The sequence below is a fragment of the Streptomyces sp. NPDC001927 genome, from assembly GCF_053594455.1.
This window is the reverse complement of sequence record NZ_JBSFEN010000010.1, coordinates 171,042-188,754: the sequence shown is the minus strand read 5'-3', so window position 1 is coordinate 188,754 and position 17,713 is coordinate 171,042. Positions and strand designations below refer to the sequence as shown.

The window sequence follows — 17,713 nt, the reverse complement described above, 5'->3', positions numbered from 1 at the left end:
GCCCGAAGGCTATCGGGCCCACCGAACTCCGCCACGCGGGGGTGCGGCGCGCCGCGTTTTCGGGGGCGCTCACATGGCTCAGCGCCCTGCCCGAGCGGCTCACGTCTCCGTGGTCGCCTTCTTTTTGGTTTCCGCGCGGGCCGCCGCCACCAGGCCCCGTACCGCCAGCAGGGCGCCCAGGCCCAGCATGCAGGCGGCGACCGACATGCCCATCGGGCCGCTCAGCGGCAGGGAGATGCCGATCGCACCGCCCACCACCCACGACATCTGCAGCAGCGTCTCCGAACGGGCGAACGCGGACGTCCGCACCACCTCCGGCACGTCCCGCTGGATCAGCGCGTCGAGGGACAGCTTCGACAGGGCCTGCGTCAGGCCCGCCACCGCGCCGAGCACGGCCACCATCGCCCCGCTGAAGAAGACCGCCGCGAGGACCGCCGCCCCGCACACCGTCGTGATCATCGTGGCGATGATCACCTCCGGCGCGTGGCCGCGCTCCTTCAGGAGCGAGCCGACGGCCGTCCCGCAGGCGTTGCCCACGCCCGCCGCCACGGCCACCATCGCCAGCGACACGGCCGCGCTCTGCCCGGAGAGCGGATGCTCGCGCAGCAGGAACGCCAGGAAGAAGATCAGGAACCCGGACAGCATCCGCTGCGCCGCGTTCGCCTGGAGCCCGTGCAGCACCGAGGGCCCGACCGTCCGCAGGCTCGGTTTCTTCTCGCCGTGGGTCAGCAGGTGCGCCCGCCGTTCGCCCTTCGCCGAGTCGACCTTGTGCGGCATCCGGAACGCCCAGTACCCGCCGAGCAGGAACAGCGCGCACGCCCCGTACAGCGGGTACGGCGGCCCGATCTGCTGGAGTCCCGCGCCGATCGGCGCCGCGATCCCGGTCGCGAGCAGGCCCGCGAGGGTGACCCGGGAGTTCGCCTTGACCAGCGAGAAGCCGTGCGGGAGCAGCCGTGGCACGACCGCGCTGCGGACGACTCCGTACGCCTTCGAGGCCACGAGCACGCCGAGCGCCGCCGGATACAGCTCCAGGCCGCCCGTGGCCACCGCGCCCGACATGGTGATCGCGAGGACCGCCCGGGTCCACATCGCCGCGGCCATCGCCGCCCGCCGCCCGTGCGGCAGGCGGTCCAGGAGCGGGCCGACGACGGGGGCCAGCAGGGTGAACGGGAGCATCGTGATGCCCAGGTACAGCGCGACCCGGCCGCGGGCCTCGTCCGTCGGTACGGAGAAGAAGACCGTGGAGGCGAGCGCGACCGTGATCATGACATCGCCGGCCCCGTTCACGGCGTGCAGCTCGATCAGTTTCCCGAGCCCCGACTCGCCCGCGCCGTGCGCGTGGGTCGCCTTGCGGATGCCGCGCGCCGTACCGGTGAACGGCAGATGAAGGGCGCGCCCCACCGTCCGGCCCACTCGGCGGAGCGGCCCGGCAAGATCGTGGGATCGTGCGGACGACCGTGCGGCTGCCACTCCGTCATAGTGCCCCACGCCCCTGACTTGTGAACCGTGGCACGGCGGCCGGAGGTCCACGATCCGGGCCACTTGGGGCGGGCAGGTGGGCGGCGGGCGGCGGAGGGGGTAGCGTGCGTAGCGCGCCACCGGCGGAAGATCTCGGCCGCGCGCCTCTTCGGCATCCCGCAGAATGGATGACGATAGGTGTGCCCGAGAGACGCGAGACGAGGTCGGGCGCGGACGTCGATGCGGCCCTCTGGTCCGCTCCGCCCGCCGCCCGGGTCTCTTCGCTCCCGCTCCTCGGCCGGCGCACCCGTGAGACGGCGTAGGAGAGAAGCGAGACCTGTGAGTGCTGCGACGACGCGAAGCCGTACCCCGCGTACCCCGCGTACCCCCGACCGCCTGTGCGCCGAGGCGGTAGACCTGGCGAGGGAGGCCGCCGAGGAGGCTGCCGCTCCCGGAATCGTCGGCGCCCATGTGGAGACCGTCGCCGAGGGCGACCGGGTCGTCACGCACTTCTTCGAGTGCAAGGAGCCCGGCTACCGGGGCTGGCGCTGGGCGGTGACGGTCACCCGGGCGTCCCGGGCGAAGAACGTCACCCTCGACGAAACCGTCCTGCTGCCCGGCTCCGACGCGCTCCTGGCCCCCGAGTGGGTGCCGTGGAGCGAGCGGCTCAGGCCGGGCGACATGGGCCCGGGGGACCTGCTGCCGACGGAGCAGGACGACCTGCGGCTCGAACCCGGGTACACGGGCGAGGACGTGCCGCCGCCGAACTCGCCGGTCTCGGACGAGATGGTGGACCACCTCGACGTCGAGGACGCCGAGATCACCTCCCGTACGCCGTCCCGGGGCTCGATCGCCTCGGTCGCCGAGGAACTCGGCATGCGGCGCGCGCGGGTCCTTTCGCGGTACGGGCTGCATGTGGCGGCGGACCGCTGGGACGAGTCGTTCGGGGCGAAGACCCCGATGGCGCAGGCGGCGCCCGCGTCGTGCGACACGTGCGCGTTCCTGGTGCCGCTCGCGGGGTCGCTGAAGCAGGCGTTCGGCGTCTGCGCGAACGAGTTCTCGCCGGCGGACGGGCGTGTCGTCTCGCTCTCGTACGGCTGCGGCGGGCACTCCGAGGCCGCGATCATGCCGAAGCCCCCGCGTCCGGCGCCGCCGGTCCTGGACTCGATGGGCGCGGACGCGTTCCCCCTCCGCCCGGCGAAGGACTCCGGCTCCACGACGGAACCGGACGGCACCTCGGAAGACCTGGGCCACTCGTAGCGGCCGGCGCCGGCCTCCACGGGGGCCGGCGCGGGGTGACCGTTCACCTGGGGTGATTGCTCCGGCGCGGGGTGGGAAGGCGCAGGGGGCCCAAGGGCGCGTCCGGATGGAGGCGCGGCGCGTCGCTGGTGAGGGGCGCGGTACCTTCGGGCACCCGGCAACTTCAAACCGCCCGCAGAGTGGAGCAGACGTGAGCGTCAGCGTCAGGACGTCGACCGACGGAGCCGACCCCTTCGGCACCGCCCGGCTGCGGAGGGGCGTGCTCGATGCCTGGGGCGCCGGGCCCGCCCGGTTCCGGGAGGACGCCAACGCCGAGGAGGACCTCGCCCTCGGCGGCTACCGCGACCGCCTCGTCGTCGAACTCGCCCAGAACGCCGCCGACGCCGCCCACCGCGCGGGCGTCACCGGACGCCTCCGGCTCACCCTCCACGACGCCGGCCCCGACGCGCCCGCCGTCCTCGCCGCCGCCAACACCGGCGCCCCGCTCGACGCGACCGGCGTCGAATCGCTCTCCACCCTCCGCGCCTCCGCCAAGCGCGGTGAGTTCGACACGAACGCCGTCGGCCGCTTCGGCGTCGGCTTCGCCGCCGTCCTCGCCGTCTCCGACGAGCCCGCCGTCCTCGGCCGCCACGGCGGCGTCCGCTGGTCCCTCGCCGAGGCCCGCGAGCTCGCCGCCGACGCCGCCCGGCACAGCCCCGGCCTCGGGGACGAGCTGCGCCGCCGTGACGGCCACGTACCGCTGCTCCGCCTCCCGCTGCCTGCCGAGGGCACCGCCCCCGACGGCTACGACACCGTCGTCGTCCTCCCGCTCCGGGACTCCGCCGCCGTCGGCCTCGCCGGCCGGCTGCTGGCCTCCATCGACGACGCGCTCCTGCTCACCCTTCCCGGCCTCGCCGAGGTCGTCGTCGACACCCCCGAGGGCGTCCGGACGCTGCGCCGCTCCGAGGCGGACGGGTACGTCCACATCGCCGACTCCGCGACCGGCACCCACCGCTGGCGGACCGTCACCCACGGCGGCCCCCTCGACCCCGCGCTCCTCAAGGACCGGCCGGTCGAGGAGCGGCTGCGCCCGTACTGGTCGGTGACCTGGGCCGTGCCCGTGGACGCCGAGGGCGCCCCGCTGTTCCCCCGTACCGAGCCCGTCGTCCACGCCCCGACCCCCACCGACGAGCCGCTCGGCCTGCCCGCGCTCCTCATCGCCTCCCTCCCGCTGGACACGGCCCGCCGCCACCCGGCTCCCGGCCCGCTCACCGACTTCCTCGTCGAGCGCGCCGCCGACGCGTACGCCGAACTCCTCGCCGACTGGGAGCCGGTGTCGGTCGCCACGATCGACCTCGTCCCCGGACCGCTCGGCAAGGCCGCCCTCGACGGGGCGCTGCGCGAGGCGATCCTGCGGCGGCTGCCGCGCGTCGCGTTCCTGGCGCCCGAGGCGCCCTCGGAGGAGGTGCCCGCGCTGCGGGCGGTCGAGGCCGAGGTCGTGGAGGGCGCGGGGCACGAGACCGTCGCCGTCCTCGCGGAGGTCTTCCCGACCCTGCTGCCCGCCGGGCTCGAACGGCGCGTGGAACTGCGCACGCTCGGCGTCGGCCGCGTCCCCCTGACCGAGGCGATCGACCGGCTCGCCGGGGTCGACCGGGCGCCGTCCTGGTGGTGGCGCCTGTACGACTCGCTGGCCGGGGTGGACCCGGACCGGCTGACCGGCCTTCCGGTCCCGCTGGCGGACCCGGACGCGGGGGCGGTCGGCGAGGGCCCCGACAGTGACGCCCGCGCCGCCCACCCCACCCGTACCACCATCGGCCCCCGCCACGTCCTCCTGCCCCAGGACCGCACCCCCGCCGACCTCACCCGCCTCGGCCTCAAGGTCGCCCACCCGGACGCCGCCCACCCGCTCCTGGAGAAGCTGGGCGCGCTCCCGGCCACGCCCCGCGCGGTCCTGACGACGCCCCAGGTGCGGGCGGCGGTCGCCGGCTCGCTCGACGCGGGTGACATCTGGGACGAGGACGCGGACGCCCTGGACGCCGACGAGCTGGCCGAGACCGTGCTCGCGCTCGTACGGGACGCGGAGCTGGAGCCCGGCGACGAACCGTGGCTCGGCGCGCTCGCCCTCCCGGACGAGGACGGGGAACTGGCGCCCGCCGGCGAACTGGTCCTGCCCGGCAGCGCCTTCGCCGCCGTGATGAGCGAGGGCGAACTCGCCCTCTGCGACGCCGAACTGGCCGACCGCTGGGGCGAACAGCCCCTCGCCGCCTGCGGGGTGCTCGCCGGCTTCGCGCTGGTCCGGGCCACCGACCTGGTCCTCGACCCGGACGAGATGGAGCCCCGCGACGGGGACTTCGCCGAGCCCGACGACGCCGGGCTGCTCGACGCCGTCGACGTCTGGTGCGAGGACGTCCTCGACCGCCTCGCGGACACCCCGGTACCGCCGGTGGCGACCGAGATCGTCGCCGTACGGGACCTGGACCTGGTCGACGACGACGCCTGGCCGCAGGCGCTCGCCCTGCTCGCCCAGCCGCCCCTGCGGGACGCGCTCACCCAGCCCGTACGGGTCCTGATGCCGGACGGCACGACCGAGACCGTACGGTCGTACACCGCCTGGTGGCTCCGCGACCACCCGGTCCTCGACGGCCGCCGCCCGGCCGGCCTGCGCGCCGCCGGTACGGACCCGCTGCTCATCGGCCTGTACGACTCCGCCGACGCGACCGGCTTCGACGACGAGCAGGTCCTGCGGGCCCTGGGCGTCCGCACCTCGGTCCCGGCGCTCCTCGACGAGCCCGGCGGCGCGGCCGAACTCCTCGGCCGTCTGGCCGACCCGGACCGGGAGGTGTCCGGCGCCCAACTGCACGCCCTGTACACGGCCCTGGCCGACCTGGACCCCGAGCAGGTCACCCTCCCCGACGAGCTGCGCGCGGTCGTGGACGGCGAACTCGTCGTGGTCGACGCCGCCGAGGCCCTGGTCGCCGACGCCCCCGACCTCCTGCCGCTCGCGGGCGGCCTGCCCCTGCTCCCGGTCTCCCCGTCCCGCGCGGCCGACCTCGCGGAGCTGTTCCAGGTGCGGCGGCTGAGCGAGGCCGTCGAGGCGGAGGTGACGACGGTCGGCGAGGAGCACGAGGTCCCGGCCTCGGTCCACGCGCTCCTCGGCCCGGCGACCCCGGACGCGTACGTCGAGCACGAGGAGCTGCGCGCGGCGGGCGTCGAACTGGACTGGCGCCGTACCCCCGACGGCACGATCCACGCCGCCACCCTGGAGGGCGTCGCCGCCGGCCTCGCCTGGGCGGCGGGCCAGTGGCCCCGCCGCTTCGAGGTCGCGGCCCTCCTGGAGGACCCGTCGCGCACGGCGGAGCTGGCGCGCGACCGCTGGTTCGACTAGGGGCTGCCCCTGATCAGCGGACGACGTCGAAGACCTGCTTCTGCAGGCCGTTGGCGTAGGTCTCGTGCTCGACCAGCTTCAGCTTCTGGACGTCCTTGTCCGTGGCGCTGAAGAGCCGCTTGCCCGCGCCGAGCAGGAGCGGGAAGACGAGCAGGTGGTAGCGGTCGATCAGACCGGCGTCCGAGAGGGCCTGGTTCAGGCTCGCGCTGCCGTGGACGATGATCGGGCCGCCCTCGGTCTCCTTCAGCGCGGCGACCTCGTCGAGGGAGCGCAGGATCGTGGTCTCGCTCCAGTCGGTGACGAGGTCGTCGTCGGTGAGGGTGGTGGAGACGACGTACTTCGGCATCGCCTTGTAGTCGGCGAACTCCGCCATGTCGGGCCAGACCGCGCTGAAGGCCTCGTAACTGGCCCGGCCGAGGAGCATCGCCGAGGCCTCCTTCTGCTCACGGCCCTTGATCTCGTACGCCTCGGGGAGGAAGTCGATGTCCTTGAAGGTCCACCCGGAGTTCCGGTAGCCGGGCTCGCCGCCGGGGCCCTCCACGACGCCGTCGAGGGAGATGAAGGCGGTGCTGATGAGAGTGCGCATGATGGCTTCCTAGGCGTCTTGGTCGGTCGGCTGCTTCGGTCGTGATCTATGACTGGGGAGCGCGGGGAAACTCATCGGTCGTGTTCGGACCCGGACCCGGACCCGGACCCGGTGGGGCCACCTGGCCCTCCGGGTGCCCGCCCGACGGGGGACGTGGGCGGGCGCGGCCGGTGCGTTCATGGAGACGGGGGTCGTATCGGCCTACGTTCCGGTCCATGACGCAGCAGAAGGCCGGCCTTCTGGTCGGCGCCCCTCCCGAGGAGGCCCCGAACCCGGCGCGCTCCGCCCCGGCTCCGTGGGACACCGTCCGGTCGTACGGGACGTCCCGTACCGTGATCGCGGCGGTCTGGGCGCTGACCCGGATCGTCATGGTGTACCTGTTGGTCCAGGACGACATCGGGGTCAGCAACGTCTCCTCCGAGGTGGAGTTCCTCTACCCGCGCTGGGCGGAGCAACTGGCCGGCGGCTCGTACCCGGTCGGTGACGTCACCTGGCAGTACCCGCCGGGCGCGGGCCTGCTGTTCCTCTCGCCCTCGCTCCTGTCCTTCCTCGACTACTTCGCCGCGTTCCTCGTGCTCACGCTCGTCGCCGACGCCGTGGTCACGGTGGCGCTGGCCCGCCCGGGCCGCAGGCTCGCGGGGGCCTGGCTGTGGACCGCGGGGCTGCCGCTGCTCCTGAACCTGCCACACGGGCGGTTCGACATCCAGGTGACGGCCCTCGCGGTCCTCGCGCTGCTCGCCGGGCGCCGCAGCCCGCGCCTCGGCGGGGCGCTCGCCGCGTTCGGCGCGCTGATCAAGGTGTGGCCGCTGCTCACCCTCGTGGGCCTGGAACGGGGCCGTACGACCAGGGACGCCTGGGTGTCGGCCGCCGCGGCCGCCGCGGCGCTCCTGACCGTCCTCGCCGTCGCCTTCCGGCACAGCTTCGACTTCCTCCAGCAGCAGGGCGCGCGGGGCGTGCAGATCGAGTCGCTCGGTGGCACGGTGCTGTCGCTGATGCGGGCGGCGGGGCTGCCGATCTGGGTCGAAACGCGGTACGGCGCCCTGGAGTTCGCCGGTGAGCACGTGGCGAGCGTGGCGCAGCTGTCGCTGATGCTGACGGCGGCGGCCTTCGGCTGGCTGATGTTCTGGCGGGGCCGCGCCTCGCGCTGGACGGAGGCGACCCCGTTCGACGCGGCGCTCACCGCGATCCTCCTGTTCACGGTCACCAGCCGGGTCATCAGCCCCCAGTACATGGTCTGGCTCCTGGGCCTGGCCGCGGTCTGCCTCACCTCCCGCCACACCACCCAACGCCCGGTCGCCTGGGTCCTCCTCGCCGCGACGGCGGTGACGGCCCTCGCCTACCCGACGTACTACCTGGAGGTCATGCAGGGCACGGCCCTGGGCAACACACTGATGGTCCTCCGGAACGGGCTGCTGCTCGCGGCGGTCGTTCTGTCCTGCCGACGCCTGTGGCGGGCGACGGCGGCGGCGGCGGACAAAAATCCGGCGCCGGGTGTCACAGGCGTCGGATAGGTTCACCCGGCAGTGATCAACTGATCGTTCGGGAGGGGAATCGATGTTCGGGGCGGGGAGAAGGCGCAGAGCGCATGCCTGGCTGGGGGCGGCTTCGCTGTCGCTGGCCTGCGTGGCCGGTCTGCTGGGGGGCGGGACGGCGCAGGCGGCGGAGCACCCGAACACCTTGGAGGATCCGAAGCTGGCGTGGGTCAGCTGCGTGACCTCCGGTGAGCTGCCGTGGCTGGGGAACATCGACGCCGAGTTCTCCGGGCGCGTGGCGGGTGAGGGCTCGGGTCTCGCGTCCGTGCGCTTCAAGCTGTGGCGGGGTGCGGAGGCCGAGACGCCGATCGTCGACACCTTCATCCCGGTGAGCGTGGGCGGCACCGCGCAGACGCGGGTACCCCGGGCGGAGATTCCCGAGGGCTCCGACTACTGGTGGCAGGCGCGCCTGGAGGACGAGAAGGGCACCTCGGAGTGGACCACTCCCTGTGGTTTCCGGCCCGACCAGACGCGTCCGACGGCTCCCGCGGTGACGTTCACGGACGCCGCGCAGTACCCCAACGGGGCCCCGGCCGGAGTGCCCAGGGCGGTGCGTTTCAGCGTGCCGACGGGGACCGAGGTGAAGGGCTTCTGCTTCAACCCGGAGCGGATGATCGGCGTGTCCAACGAGGACTGCGACAGCCAGTGGGTGCCGGCGGAGGCGGACGGGACGGCGACGGCCACGTTCGTCTCGCCCGAGCGCACCGGACCCTCGTCGCTGTACTTCCAGGCGGTGGACCGGGCCGGCAACGTCTCGGACCAGGTGCAGGAGGACTACCGGGTCGCGTACCCCTTCGTCGAGCGTTTCGGTGACTACAACAGCGACGGCCGGGCCGACCTGCTCGGTGTCGGCGCGGACGGCAAGCTGACGTTGCGCGCCGGCCAGGAGGCCGGTGGCTTCGCGGCCCCGGTGGTCGCCGACGGGCGGAACTGGTCGGGCGCCCTCGTGGCACGAGCGAGCTGGCTGCTCGCCCGGAACGGCGACCTGTGGTCCTACGACACCCGCAACGACATCGTCGCTCTCCAGGGCGGGAAGCTGTTCGCGTACCCGGGGAACGGCGAGGGCGGCTTCGGGGCGCCGGTGGAGATCACCGGCTACGACTGGTCGCGCGTCACGGGCATCGCGCTCAACCGGACCGAGAACCAGATTCCCCTGGTGCTGGCCAAGGAAGGCGACCGGCTCCTCGTCTTCGAGCTGAACACCTACGGGCAGCTGACCGTCGGAGAGCCGTCCGTGCTCGCCGAGACCGGCTGGGCCTCGAAGACCGTGCACTTCGCGGACAGCCCCGAGGAGGGCCTGCCGTTCTTCTGGGCCCGTGACACCCGGCGCGGGACGGTCCAGCACCTGCCGATCGAGTACGGCACCACCCAGCCCTGGGCCCTGGGGACGCCGACCACCGTCGCCTCGTCCGGCTGGTCCGTGCGCCAGCGGCCGTCCGTGGCCGCCGTCGGTGACGTGGACGGTGACGGCCGCACCGACCTGGTCTCCGGCACCCGCACGGGCGCCCTGGTGCTCCACCCGGCCGCCGAGAACGGCTCGCTGGGCGCGCCGACGACCCTGCACACCTCGGGGTGGCGGGGCGTCACCTTCTTCTGACGCCCGCTGCACCAGCCCTGGCCCTCGCCGTGACCGGCGGGGGCCAGTTGCGTGTGTGGGGAGGTTCAGGCCGGGAACCTGTGGTCCACCCAGCGGAAGCTGAACTCGATCAGGGCCGCGCCCGCCGCCGCGATCGCGACCGCCGTCCACGGCATCGTCACGCCGACCAGCTTCAGGGCGAAGAAGTCCTGGAGCCAGGGGACGACGAGGACCAGGAGGAAGGCGCCGCCCATGGTGGCGACCAGGGCGATGCGCCACCAGGTGTAGGGGCGGGCGACGATCGCCAGGACCCACATGGAGACCAGGAACAGGGTCAGCGTCGCCGCGCTCGTCTCGGCGTCCAGGGCGCCCGGGCCGCTGTAGTACGAGCGGGCCACGAGGTACGTGGCGAAGGTGGCGGCCGCCGCGACGATGCCGCCGGGGATCGCGTACCGCATCACCCGTTTCACGAAGTGCGGCTTCGCGCGCTCCTTGTTCGGGGCGAGCGCGAGGAAGAAGGCCGGGACGCCGATCGTCAGGGTGGAGAGGAGCGTCAGGTGTCGGGGTAGGAACGGGTACTCGACCTGGCTGCACACCACCAGGACCGCCAGCAGCACCGAGTAGACCGTCTTCGTCAGGAAGAGGGTCGCGACCCGGGTGATGTTGCCGATGACCCGGCGGCCCTCCGCGACCACCGACGGGAGCGTCGCGAAGGAGTTGTTGAGCAGGACGATCTGGGCCACCGCCTTGGTCGCCTCCGAGCCCGAGCCCATCGAGACGCCGATGTCCGCGTCCTTCAGCGCGAGGACGTCATTGACGCCGTCGCCCGTCATGGCGACCGTGTGGCCGTTGGACTGGAGCGCGCCGACCATGTCCCGCTTCTGCTGCGGGGTGACCCGGCCGAAGACGGTGTTGCGGTCCAGTTCGTCGGCCATCGCCGCTTGCTCCGTGGGCAGGCGGCGGGCGTCGACCGTGTGCTCGGCTCCCGGCAGGCCCAGCTTGCCCGCCACCGCCCCGACCGAGACCGCGTTGTCGCCCGAGATGACCTTGGCGGCGACGTTCTGGTCCGCGAAGTAGGCGAGCGTGTCCGCCGCGTCGGGGCGCAGGCGCTGCTCCAGGACCACCAGGGCCGTCGGGCTCGCGTCGGCTGCGACCTCCGGGGAGTCGAGCTCGCGCGCCGTGCGGGCGAGGAGCAGGACGCGGAGCCCCTGCTCGTTGAGGTGGTCGATCTCGGCGAGGGTCGGGTCGCCGGCCTTCAGGAGCACGTCGGGCGCGCCGAGCAGCCAGGTCGAGGTGTCGCCGTTGCCCTCGCTGAAGGCCGCGCCGCTGTACTTGCGGGCCGAGGAGAACGGCAGCGACTCGGTGCAGCGCCACTCCTCCGCGTCCGGGTAGGCGTCGATGATGGCCTGGAGGGAGGCGTTGGGGCGCGGGTCGGACTCGCCGAGGGCGCCGAGGACCTTCCGTACGTACGTCTCGTCGCTGCCGTTCAGCGCGCGCAGTTCGGTGACGTCCATGCCGCCCTCGGTGAGCGTGCCCGTCTTGTCGAGGCAGACGACGTCGACGCGCGCGAGGCCCTCGATGGCCGGCAGCTCCTGCACGAGGCACTGCTTGCGGCCGAGCCGGATCACGCCGATCGCGAAGGCGACCGAGGTGAGGAGGACGAGCCCCTCGGGGATCATCGGGACGATGCCGCCGACGGTCCGGGCGACGGACTCCTTGAAGTCGGTGTCCTTGACGACGAGCTGGCTGATGATGAGGCCGATCGCGGTCGGGACCATCATCCACGTCACGTACTTGAGGATCGTGGAGATGCCGGAGCGCAGCTCGGAGTGGACGAGGGTGAAGCGGGAGGCCTCCTCGGCGAGCTGGGCCGCGTACGCCTCGCGCCCGACCTTGGTGGCGGTGAACGCGCCGCCGCCCGCGACCACGAACGAGCCCGACATCATCGTGTCGCCGGGCTTCTTCACCACCGGGTCGGCCTCGCCGGTCAGCAGCGACTCGTCGACCTCCAGGCTGTCGACCTCGGCCACCTCGCCGTCGACGACGACCTTGTCGCCCGGGCCGAGTTCGATGAGGTCGCCGAGGACGATCTCGGAGGTGGAGACCTCGGTGGCGGCCCCGTCGCGGCGGACGGTGGGTTTGGCCTCGCCGATGACGGCGAGCCCGTCGAGGGTCTTCTTGGCGCGGAGCTCCTGGATGATGCCGATGCCGGTGTTGGCGATGATCACGAAGCCGAAGAGGCTGTCCTGGATCGGCGCGACGAAGAGCATGATCACCCAGAGGACGCCGATGATCGCGTTGAAGCGGGTGAAGACGTTGCCGCGGACGATGTCGGCGGTGGAGCGCGAGCTGCGGACGGGTACGTCGTTCACCTCGCCGCGCGCGACGCGTTCGGCGACTTCGGCGGAGGTCAGTCCGGCGGCCCGGTGGACGACGGGTGGTTCGTCCGCGGTGTTCTCGCTGCCGTCGGTGTCGATCTTCGCCCGCTGAGTCATGTTTCCGACGGTACGACCGGAAGCGAGCGTTCACCTGCCGGGAACGGTGAACATCAGACCGCGGGGGGATCGAAATCGTTCCCCGGTACTACGGCGTGACGGCGCTACGGCGCGGTCGACTCCGACGCGGTGTCCTTCGCCGCCTCCGCGCGCTTGATCGCCGCGTCCCGCTTCCGTACGTACCAGATGCCGATCAGCCCGAGGCCCGCGCCGGCCAGACACGTCCAGACCCACCAGGTCAGGTCGCGGTCGTCGAACCAGCCGTAGAAGGGGACCTGGACGAGGAAGAGCACGAACCAGAGGATCGTGCCGCCCGTGATGGTGGCGACGACCGGCCCCTCCAGGGGCTCGGGTGCCTCGTACTTGGGAGTCCACTTCGCCATGCGGTCAGTCTAGGCGTCGTTTCCGAGGGTCTACGCGCGGAGATGGACGCTCGCTCGTTCATGTGTTCATACTGAAACGGTTTGCTTCTGGCGGGTTTCCTTCGTATGAACCGCCAATCACAACCCCGCGAGGAACCCCCATGAGCACCACGGCCACCGCCAAGGCCATGCCCCCGTCCCCCGAGGACCGCACACCGCCCTCCGGAGGACTCGACCGCTTCTTCAAGATCTCCGAGCGCGGTTCCACCGTCGCCCGCGAGGTCCGCGGCGGTTTCGCCACCTTCTTCGCGATGGCCTACATCATCGTGCTGAACCCGATCATCCTCGGCAGCGCCAAGGACATGTACGGGCACCAGCTCGACAGCGGCCAGCTCGTCACCGCGACCGTGCTCACCGCCGCCTTCTCGACGCTCCTCATGGGCGTCATCGGCAACGTCCCGATCGCCCTCGCGGCCGGTCTCGGCGTCAACACGGTCGTCGCGCTCCAGCTCGCGCCCCGGATGTCCTGGCCGGACGCCATGGGCATGGTCGTCCTCGCCGGCATCGTCGTGATGCTGCTCGTCGCGACCGGGCTGCGCGAGCGCGTGATGAACGCGGTCCCGGTCGGCCTGCGCAAGGGCATCGCGATCGGCATCGGCCTCTTCATCATGCTCATCGGCCTCGTCGACTCGGGCTTCGTCTCCCGTATCCCCGACGCCGCGCACACCACCGTCCCGCTCCAACTCGGCGCCGACGGTCACCTCACCGGCTGGCCGGTCCTGGTCTTCGTCCTCGGCACGCTGCTCACGCTCGCGCTGATCATCCGCAAGGTGCCGGGCGCGATCCTCATCTCCATCGTCGTGATGACCATCGTCGCGATGGTGATCAACGCGGTCGCGACCGTCCCGTCCTGGGGTCTGACCACCCCGACCTGGCCCGGCAACCCGGTGGCCTCGCCCGACTTCGGGCTCGTCGGTCAGGTGAGCCTCTTCGGCGGCTTCGACAAGGTCGGCATGCTGACCGGCGTCCTCTTCGTCTTCACCGTGCTGCTGTCCTGCTTCTTCGACGCGATGGGCACCATCCTCGGCGTCGGCGACGAGGCGAAGCTGATGGACAAGGACGGCAACTTCCCGGGCATCAACAAGGTCCTGCTCGTCGACGGCCTGGCGGTCGCCTCCGGCGGCGCGACCTCGTCCTCCGCCACCACCTGCTTCGTGGAGTCGACGGCGGGCGTCGGCGAGGGAGCCCGTACCGGCCTCGCCTCGGTGGTCACCGGCGCGCTGTTCTCGGTGGCGCTGTTCCTCACGCCGCTCGCCACGATGGTCCCGTCCCAGGCGGCGACGCCCGCGCTGCTCGCGGTCGGCTTCCTGATCCTGGCCGGTTCGGTCAAGGAGATCGACTGGAGCGACTTCACCATCGCGGTGCCGGCGTTCCTGGCGATGGTGATGATGCCGTTCACGTACTCCATCACGAACGGCATCGGCATCGGCTTCATCGCGTTCAGCGTGCTGCGGCTCGCGGCCGGCCGAGGCCGTGAGGTCCCGGTGGCGATGTACGTCGTCTCGGCGGTCTTCGTCTTCTACTACGCGATGCCGGCGCTGGGCCTCACGTGACCCTCAGGCGGTAGGAGCGGTGTCCGCGGGCTTCTCCTGCAGCCCGTAGAACTTCTCCGTCTCGTCGACGGCCGACTTGAACCGTTCGTCGAAGTCATCGCGGATGAGCGTCCGGACCACATAGTCCTGGACGCTCATTCCGCGTTTGGCGGCATGTCCCTTGAGACGGTCGAGCAGCTCACCGTCGATGCGCAGGCTGAGCACGGTCGATCCCATGCCCGTCAGGGTCGCGGCACAGACAGGCCCGGTGCGTCACTTTCCGAATACTTCTCACTCGTTTGGGTGACAGATTCGGTCGGCGGCATTCCGAATGGTATTTAGACCGTCTAATGAGTTACGCTAAGGACCATGCCTGACCTGTCCCACGGCACCGCCGACGACGCCGCCGCCGTGAACGCGCTCCGCTCCGCCGTCATGCGCCTCAGCCGACGACTCAAGCACCAGCGCGTCGACGAATCGCTGAGCCCGACCGAGATGTCGGTCCTCGGCACCCTCGCCCTCTGCGGCCACGCCACCCCCGGTGAGCTGGCCCGCAAGGAGCACGTGCAGCCGCCGTCGATGACCCGCATCGTCGCGCTGCTCGAAGCCAAGGGACTGGTCCGGCTCGAGCCTCACCCCGACGACCGCAGGCAGAAGGTCGTCAGCCAGACCGAGCGGGCCGAAGCCATGCTCGAAGAGTCCCGCCGCAAGCGGAACGCCTGGCTGGCCACCCTCGCCGACGGCCTGGACGAGGACGAATGGGCCAAGCTCCGCGCCGCCGCCCCCGTCCTGGAGAAGCTCGCCCACCTCTAGACCCCTACGCCGAGGAGGCGACGCACTTTGAGTACGGGACCCGGAGCAGACTCCGCACCCGTCCACAAACCCGCTACCCACACCCGCGGGCGGGGAGAAACCTTCTCCTCACTCCGCATACGCAACTACCGGCTGTTCTTCACCGGTGCCATCGTCTCCAACACCGGCACCTGGATGGCCCGCATCACCCAGGACTGGCTGGTCCTGAGCCTCACGGGCTCCGCCACCGCCGTCGGCATCACGACGGCGCTCCAGTTCCTCCCGATGCTCCTCTTCGGCCTGTACGGCGGAGTCCTCGCCGACCGCTACCCGAAGCGGCAGATCCTCCTGATCACCCAGGCCGCCCTCGGCCTCTGCGGACTCGCGCTCGCCGTCCTGACGCTCTCCGGCCACATCCAGGTCTGGCACGTCTACCTGGTCGCCTTCCTGCTCGGCATGGTCACCGTCGTCGACAACCCGACCCGGCAGTCCTTCGTCTCCGAGATGGTCGGCCCGGACCAGCTCCGCAACGCCGTCTCGCTGAACTCCGCGAACTTCCAGTCCGCCCGGCTCGTCGGCCCCGCCGTCGCCGGTCTGCTGATCGCCACGATCGGCAGCGGCTGGTCCTTCCTCCTGAACGGACTGTTTTTCCTCGCCCCGCTCACCGGCCTGCTGCTGATGCGCCCCGCCGAGTTCCACAAGGTGGAGCGCGCACCGCGCGGCAAGGGCCAGCTGAGAGAGGGCCTGCGGTACGTCGCCGGGCGGCCGGAGCTGATCTGGCCGATCGTCCTCGTGGGCTTCATCGGCACGTTCGGCTTCAACTTCCCGATCTGGCTCACCGCGTTCTCCGAGGAGATCTTCCACGTGGGCGCGGGGACGTACGGCTTCCTGAACACGCTCCTGGCCGCCGGCTCCCTCGCGGGCGCGCTCTTCGCGGCGCGGCGCGGATCCACCCGGCTGCGGACGCTGGTGGTCGCGGCGGTCGTCTTCGGCGTCCTGGAGATCACGGCGGCGCTCTCGCCGGCCTTCTGGCTGTTCGCGCTGCTGCTCGTGCCGATCGGCATGTTCGGCCTCACGGTCAACATCACCGCCAACTCGGCCGTCCAGCTCGCGACGGACCCGGCGATGCGGGGCCGGGTCATGAGCCTCTACATGATGGTCTTCGCGGGCGGTACGCCGTTCGGCGCGCCGCTGCTCGGCTGGATCACGGACACGTACGGCCCGAGAGTCGGCTTCGCGACGGGCGGCCTGGTCTCGCTCGTGGCGGCGGGCACGATCGGCCTGATCCTGGCCAGGGTCGGCGGCCTGAAGATGGCCCTGGGCTGGCACCACGGCCACCCGAGGGTCCGCTTCGTGCCGCGGGAGAGGCTGGCGACGGCGGCGTAGCCCTTGGGCGGGCAGCGGGCAGCGGGCAGCGGGCGGGGTGTGACTCCCTGCGCCCGCCGCCCACTCCCGCGCCTCGCACCCGCGCCTCACACCCGCCCCTCACACCCGCTGCTCCAGCACCTGCCCCGGCCAGCCGTCGCCCACCGTGAAGGACTCCGTCCGCCGGAAGCCCTGGCGCTCGTAGTACTCCACCAGCCGCCCCTCGCTGCCCGCGAAGCAGTCCACGCGCAGCAGCGAGAGGCCCTGGCGGCGGGTCTCCTCCACCGCGTGCGCGAGCAGCGCGGCGCCAACGCCACGGCCGTGGAAGCGGGCGTCGGTCGCCAGGATGTGGACGTACACCTCGGGCTCGTCCGCCGGCGCGACGTACGGCGCCGGGTGCGGGGTCAGGGTCAGCGTGCCCGCCGGTACGCCGTCGATCTCCGCGATCCACGGGGTGCCCTCGGCCACGATCTCCCCGACCCGCTGCACCGACTTCTCACTGGCGGACCAGGGCCGGGTGCCCCACTGGTCGGTGATGCCCTTGCCGTTCAGCCAGACGACGGCGCTGTCGAGCAGCGCGAGTATCGCGGGAACGTCGTCCGCCCCGCCCTTCCTGATGGTGATCTCCATCCGGCCGACGTTAGCCGCTGCCAGACTCGACCCATGAGGCTTTTCGCGGCCGTTCTGCCGCCCAAGGAGCAGCTGACCGAACTCGCCGGGGTCCTGGACCGCGTGAACCACCTGCCCGGTGCCGACGCGCTGCGCTGGACCTCCCGGCCCGGCTGGCACTTCACGCTCGCGTTCATGGGGGAGGTCGACGAGGAGCTGCTCCCCGACCTCCACGCGCGGCTCGCCCGCGCCGCCCACCGCACGGACCCGTTCGGACTGCGGCTGCACGGCGGCGGGCACTTCGGGCGGGCGGTGCTCTGGACGGGCGCCGCGGGCGACCTCGACGGGATGCGGCTGCTGGCCGAGCGCGCCGACGCGGCCGCCCGCCGCGCGGGCGTCCCGATGGACGAGCACCGCCGCTACCAGGCCCACCTGACGGTCGCCCGCTCCCGCGACGGCGTCGACCTGCGCCCGTTCGTCGACGCGATGGCCCCGTTCGAGGGCACCCGCTGGCAGGTCTCCGAGCTCGCCCTCGTCCGCAGCAACCTCCCGACCGGCGGCGTACCGGGGGAGCAGCCCCGCTACGAGACGGTCGGCACATGGCCCCTGGGCGGGCCGGGGGAGCCTCCGGGTTAACCTCGTCGTGTGGACCCGAAGACTCGTAACCGGATCATGGCCGGTGTGCTCGTGCTGATGTTCGCGATCGTCGCCGTGTCGTCGGT

14 protein-coding genes are annotated in these 17,713 nt (G+C 72.3%); 8 read left to right on the top strand and 6 right to left on the bottom strand.

Translation table 11 applies throughout. From position 1 onward, the window contains the following. Window positions 1–99 precede the first annotated feature (99 nt). Window positions 100–1,470 carry an MFS transporter gene (locus ACWCO8_RS26775; protein ID WP_451034404.1) on the bottom strand — a complete coding sequence of 457 codons (1,371 nt, stop codon included), beginning with the start codon at window positions 1,468–1,470 and terminating at the stop codon, window positions 100–102. Window positions 1,471–1,797: 327 nt separating this feature from the next. Here ACWCO8_RS26775 and ACWCO8_RS26770 point away from each other — a divergent pair, with 327 nt between their 5' ends. Continuing rightward, on the top strand, window positions 1,798–2,718 hold the full coding sequence (locus tag ACWCO8_RS26770; protein ID WP_451034403.1) for a DUF3027 domain-containing protein: 921 nt from the start codon (window positions 1,798–1,800) through the stop codon (window positions 2,716–2,718). Window positions 2,719–2,824: 106 nt separating this feature from the next. Next, entirely contained in the window at window positions 2,825–6,082 is a 3,258-nt protein-coding gene (locus ACWCO8_RS26765; RefSeq protein WP_451034402.1) for a sacsin N-terminal ATP-binding-like domain-containing protein, read from the top strand. A 13-nt stretch (window positions 6,083–6,095) separates the two neighbouring features. On the opposite strand, the gene ACWCO8_RS26760 is transcribed toward ACWCO8_RS26765, so the two are convergent. Beyond that, complete coding sequence (locus ACWCO8_RS26760; protein WP_451034401.1) at window positions 6,096–6,668, bottom strand: dihydrofolate reductase family protein; 573 nt, start codon at window positions 6,666–6,668, stop codon at window positions 6,096–6,098. Window positions 6,669–6,883: 215 nt separating this feature from the next. Here ACWCO8_RS26760 and ACWCO8_RS26755 point away from each other — a divergent pair, with 215 nt between their 5' ends. Both ACWCO8_RS26755 and ACWCO8_RS26750 read left to right on the top strand, forming a co-directional pair. Continuing rightward, window positions 6,884–8,179: a glycosyltransferase 87 family protein gene (locus tag ACWCO8_RS26755; protein WP_451034400.1), complete on the top strand. Its 1,296-nt coding sequence runs from the start codon at window positions 6,884–6,886 to the stop codon at window positions 8,177–8,179. A gap of 112 nt (window positions 8,180–8,291) precedes the next feature. Further along, on the top strand, window positions 8,292–9,797 hold the full coding sequence (locus ACWCO8_RS26750; protein WP_451034399.1) for a hypothetical protein: 1,506 nt from the start codon (window positions 8,292–8,294) through the stop codon (window positions 9,795–9,797). Between the two features lie 65 nt (window positions 9,798–9,862). On the opposite strand, the gene ACWCO8_RS26745 is transcribed toward ACWCO8_RS26750, so the two are convergent. Together ACWCO8_RS26745 and ACWCO8_RS26740 are read right to left on the bottom strand one after the other, a co-directional pair. Continuing rightward, the gene (locus ACWCO8_RS26745; RefSeq protein WP_451034398.1) at window positions 9,863–12,271 is read right to left on the bottom strand and encodes an HAD-IC family P-type ATPase; all 2,409 of its coding nucleotides are present in this window, start codon (window positions 12,269–12,271) and stop codon (window positions 9,863–9,865) included. Window positions 12,272–12,375: 104 nt separating this feature from the next. Then, on the bottom strand, window positions 12,376–12,654 hold the full coding sequence (locus ACWCO8_RS26740; RefSeq protein WP_451034397.1) for a DUF2530 domain-containing protein: 279 nt from the start codon (window positions 12,652–12,654) through the stop codon (window positions 12,376–12,378). Between the two features lie 140 nt (window positions 12,655–12,794). Between ACWCO8_RS26740 and ACWCO8_RS26735 the strand changes: the two genes are divergently transcribed. Continuing rightward, complete coding sequence (locus tag ACWCO8_RS26735) at window positions 12,795–14,246, top strand: NCS2 family permease (RefSeq protein WP_451034396.1); 1,452 nt, start codon at window positions 12,795–12,797, stop codon at window positions 14,244–14,246. Between the two features lie 3 nt (window positions 14,247–14,249). On the opposite strand, the gene ACWCO8_RS26730 is transcribed toward ACWCO8_RS26735, so the two are convergent. After that, window positions 14,250–14,462: a ribbon-helix-helix protein, CopG family gene (locus ACWCO8_RS26730; protein ID WP_362007323.1), complete on the bottom strand. Its 213-nt coding sequence runs from the start codon at window positions 14,460–14,462 to the stop codon at window positions 14,250–14,252. A 132-nt stretch (window positions 14,463–14,594) separates the two neighbouring features. On the opposite strand from ACWCO8_RS26730, the gene ACWCO8_RS26725 reads away from it, so the two are divergent. After that, complete coding sequence (locus tag ACWCO8_RS26725) at window positions 14,595–15,038, top strand: MarR family winged helix-turn-helix transcriptional regulator (protein ID WP_362007321.1); 444 nt, start codon at window positions 14,595–14,597, stop codon at window positions 15,036–15,038. Window positions 15,039–15,065: 27 nt separating this feature from the next. Further along, the gene (locus ACWCO8_RS26720; RefSeq protein WP_362007318.1) at window positions 15,066–16,403 is read left to right on the top strand and encodes an MFS transporter; all 1,338 of its coding nucleotides are present in this window, start codon (window positions 15,066–15,068) and stop codon (window positions 16,401–16,403) included. Window positions 16,404–16,502: 99 nt separating this feature from the next. Here ACWCO8_RS26720 and ACWCO8_RS26715 read toward each other — a convergent pair whose 3' ends face one another. Beyond that, window positions 16,503–17,012 (bottom strand): GNAT family N-acetyltransferase, encoded by a 510-nt coding sequence (locus tag ACWCO8_RS26715; RefSeq protein ID WP_451034395.1) that lies wholly within the window; start codon window positions 17,010–17,012, stop codon window positions 16,503–16,505. A 33-nt stretch (window positions 17,013–17,045) separates the two neighbouring features. Here ACWCO8_RS26715 and thpR point away from each other — a divergent pair, with 33 nt between their 5' ends. Further along, window positions 17,046–17,627, top strand: coding sequence for an RNA 2',3'-cyclic phosphodiesterase (thpR, locus tag ACWCO8_RS26710; RefSeq protein WP_362007313.1), 582 nt, complete (start codon window positions 17,046–17,048; stop codon window positions 17,625–17,627). The last annotated feature ends 86 nt before the right edge of the window (window positions 17,628–17,713 follow it).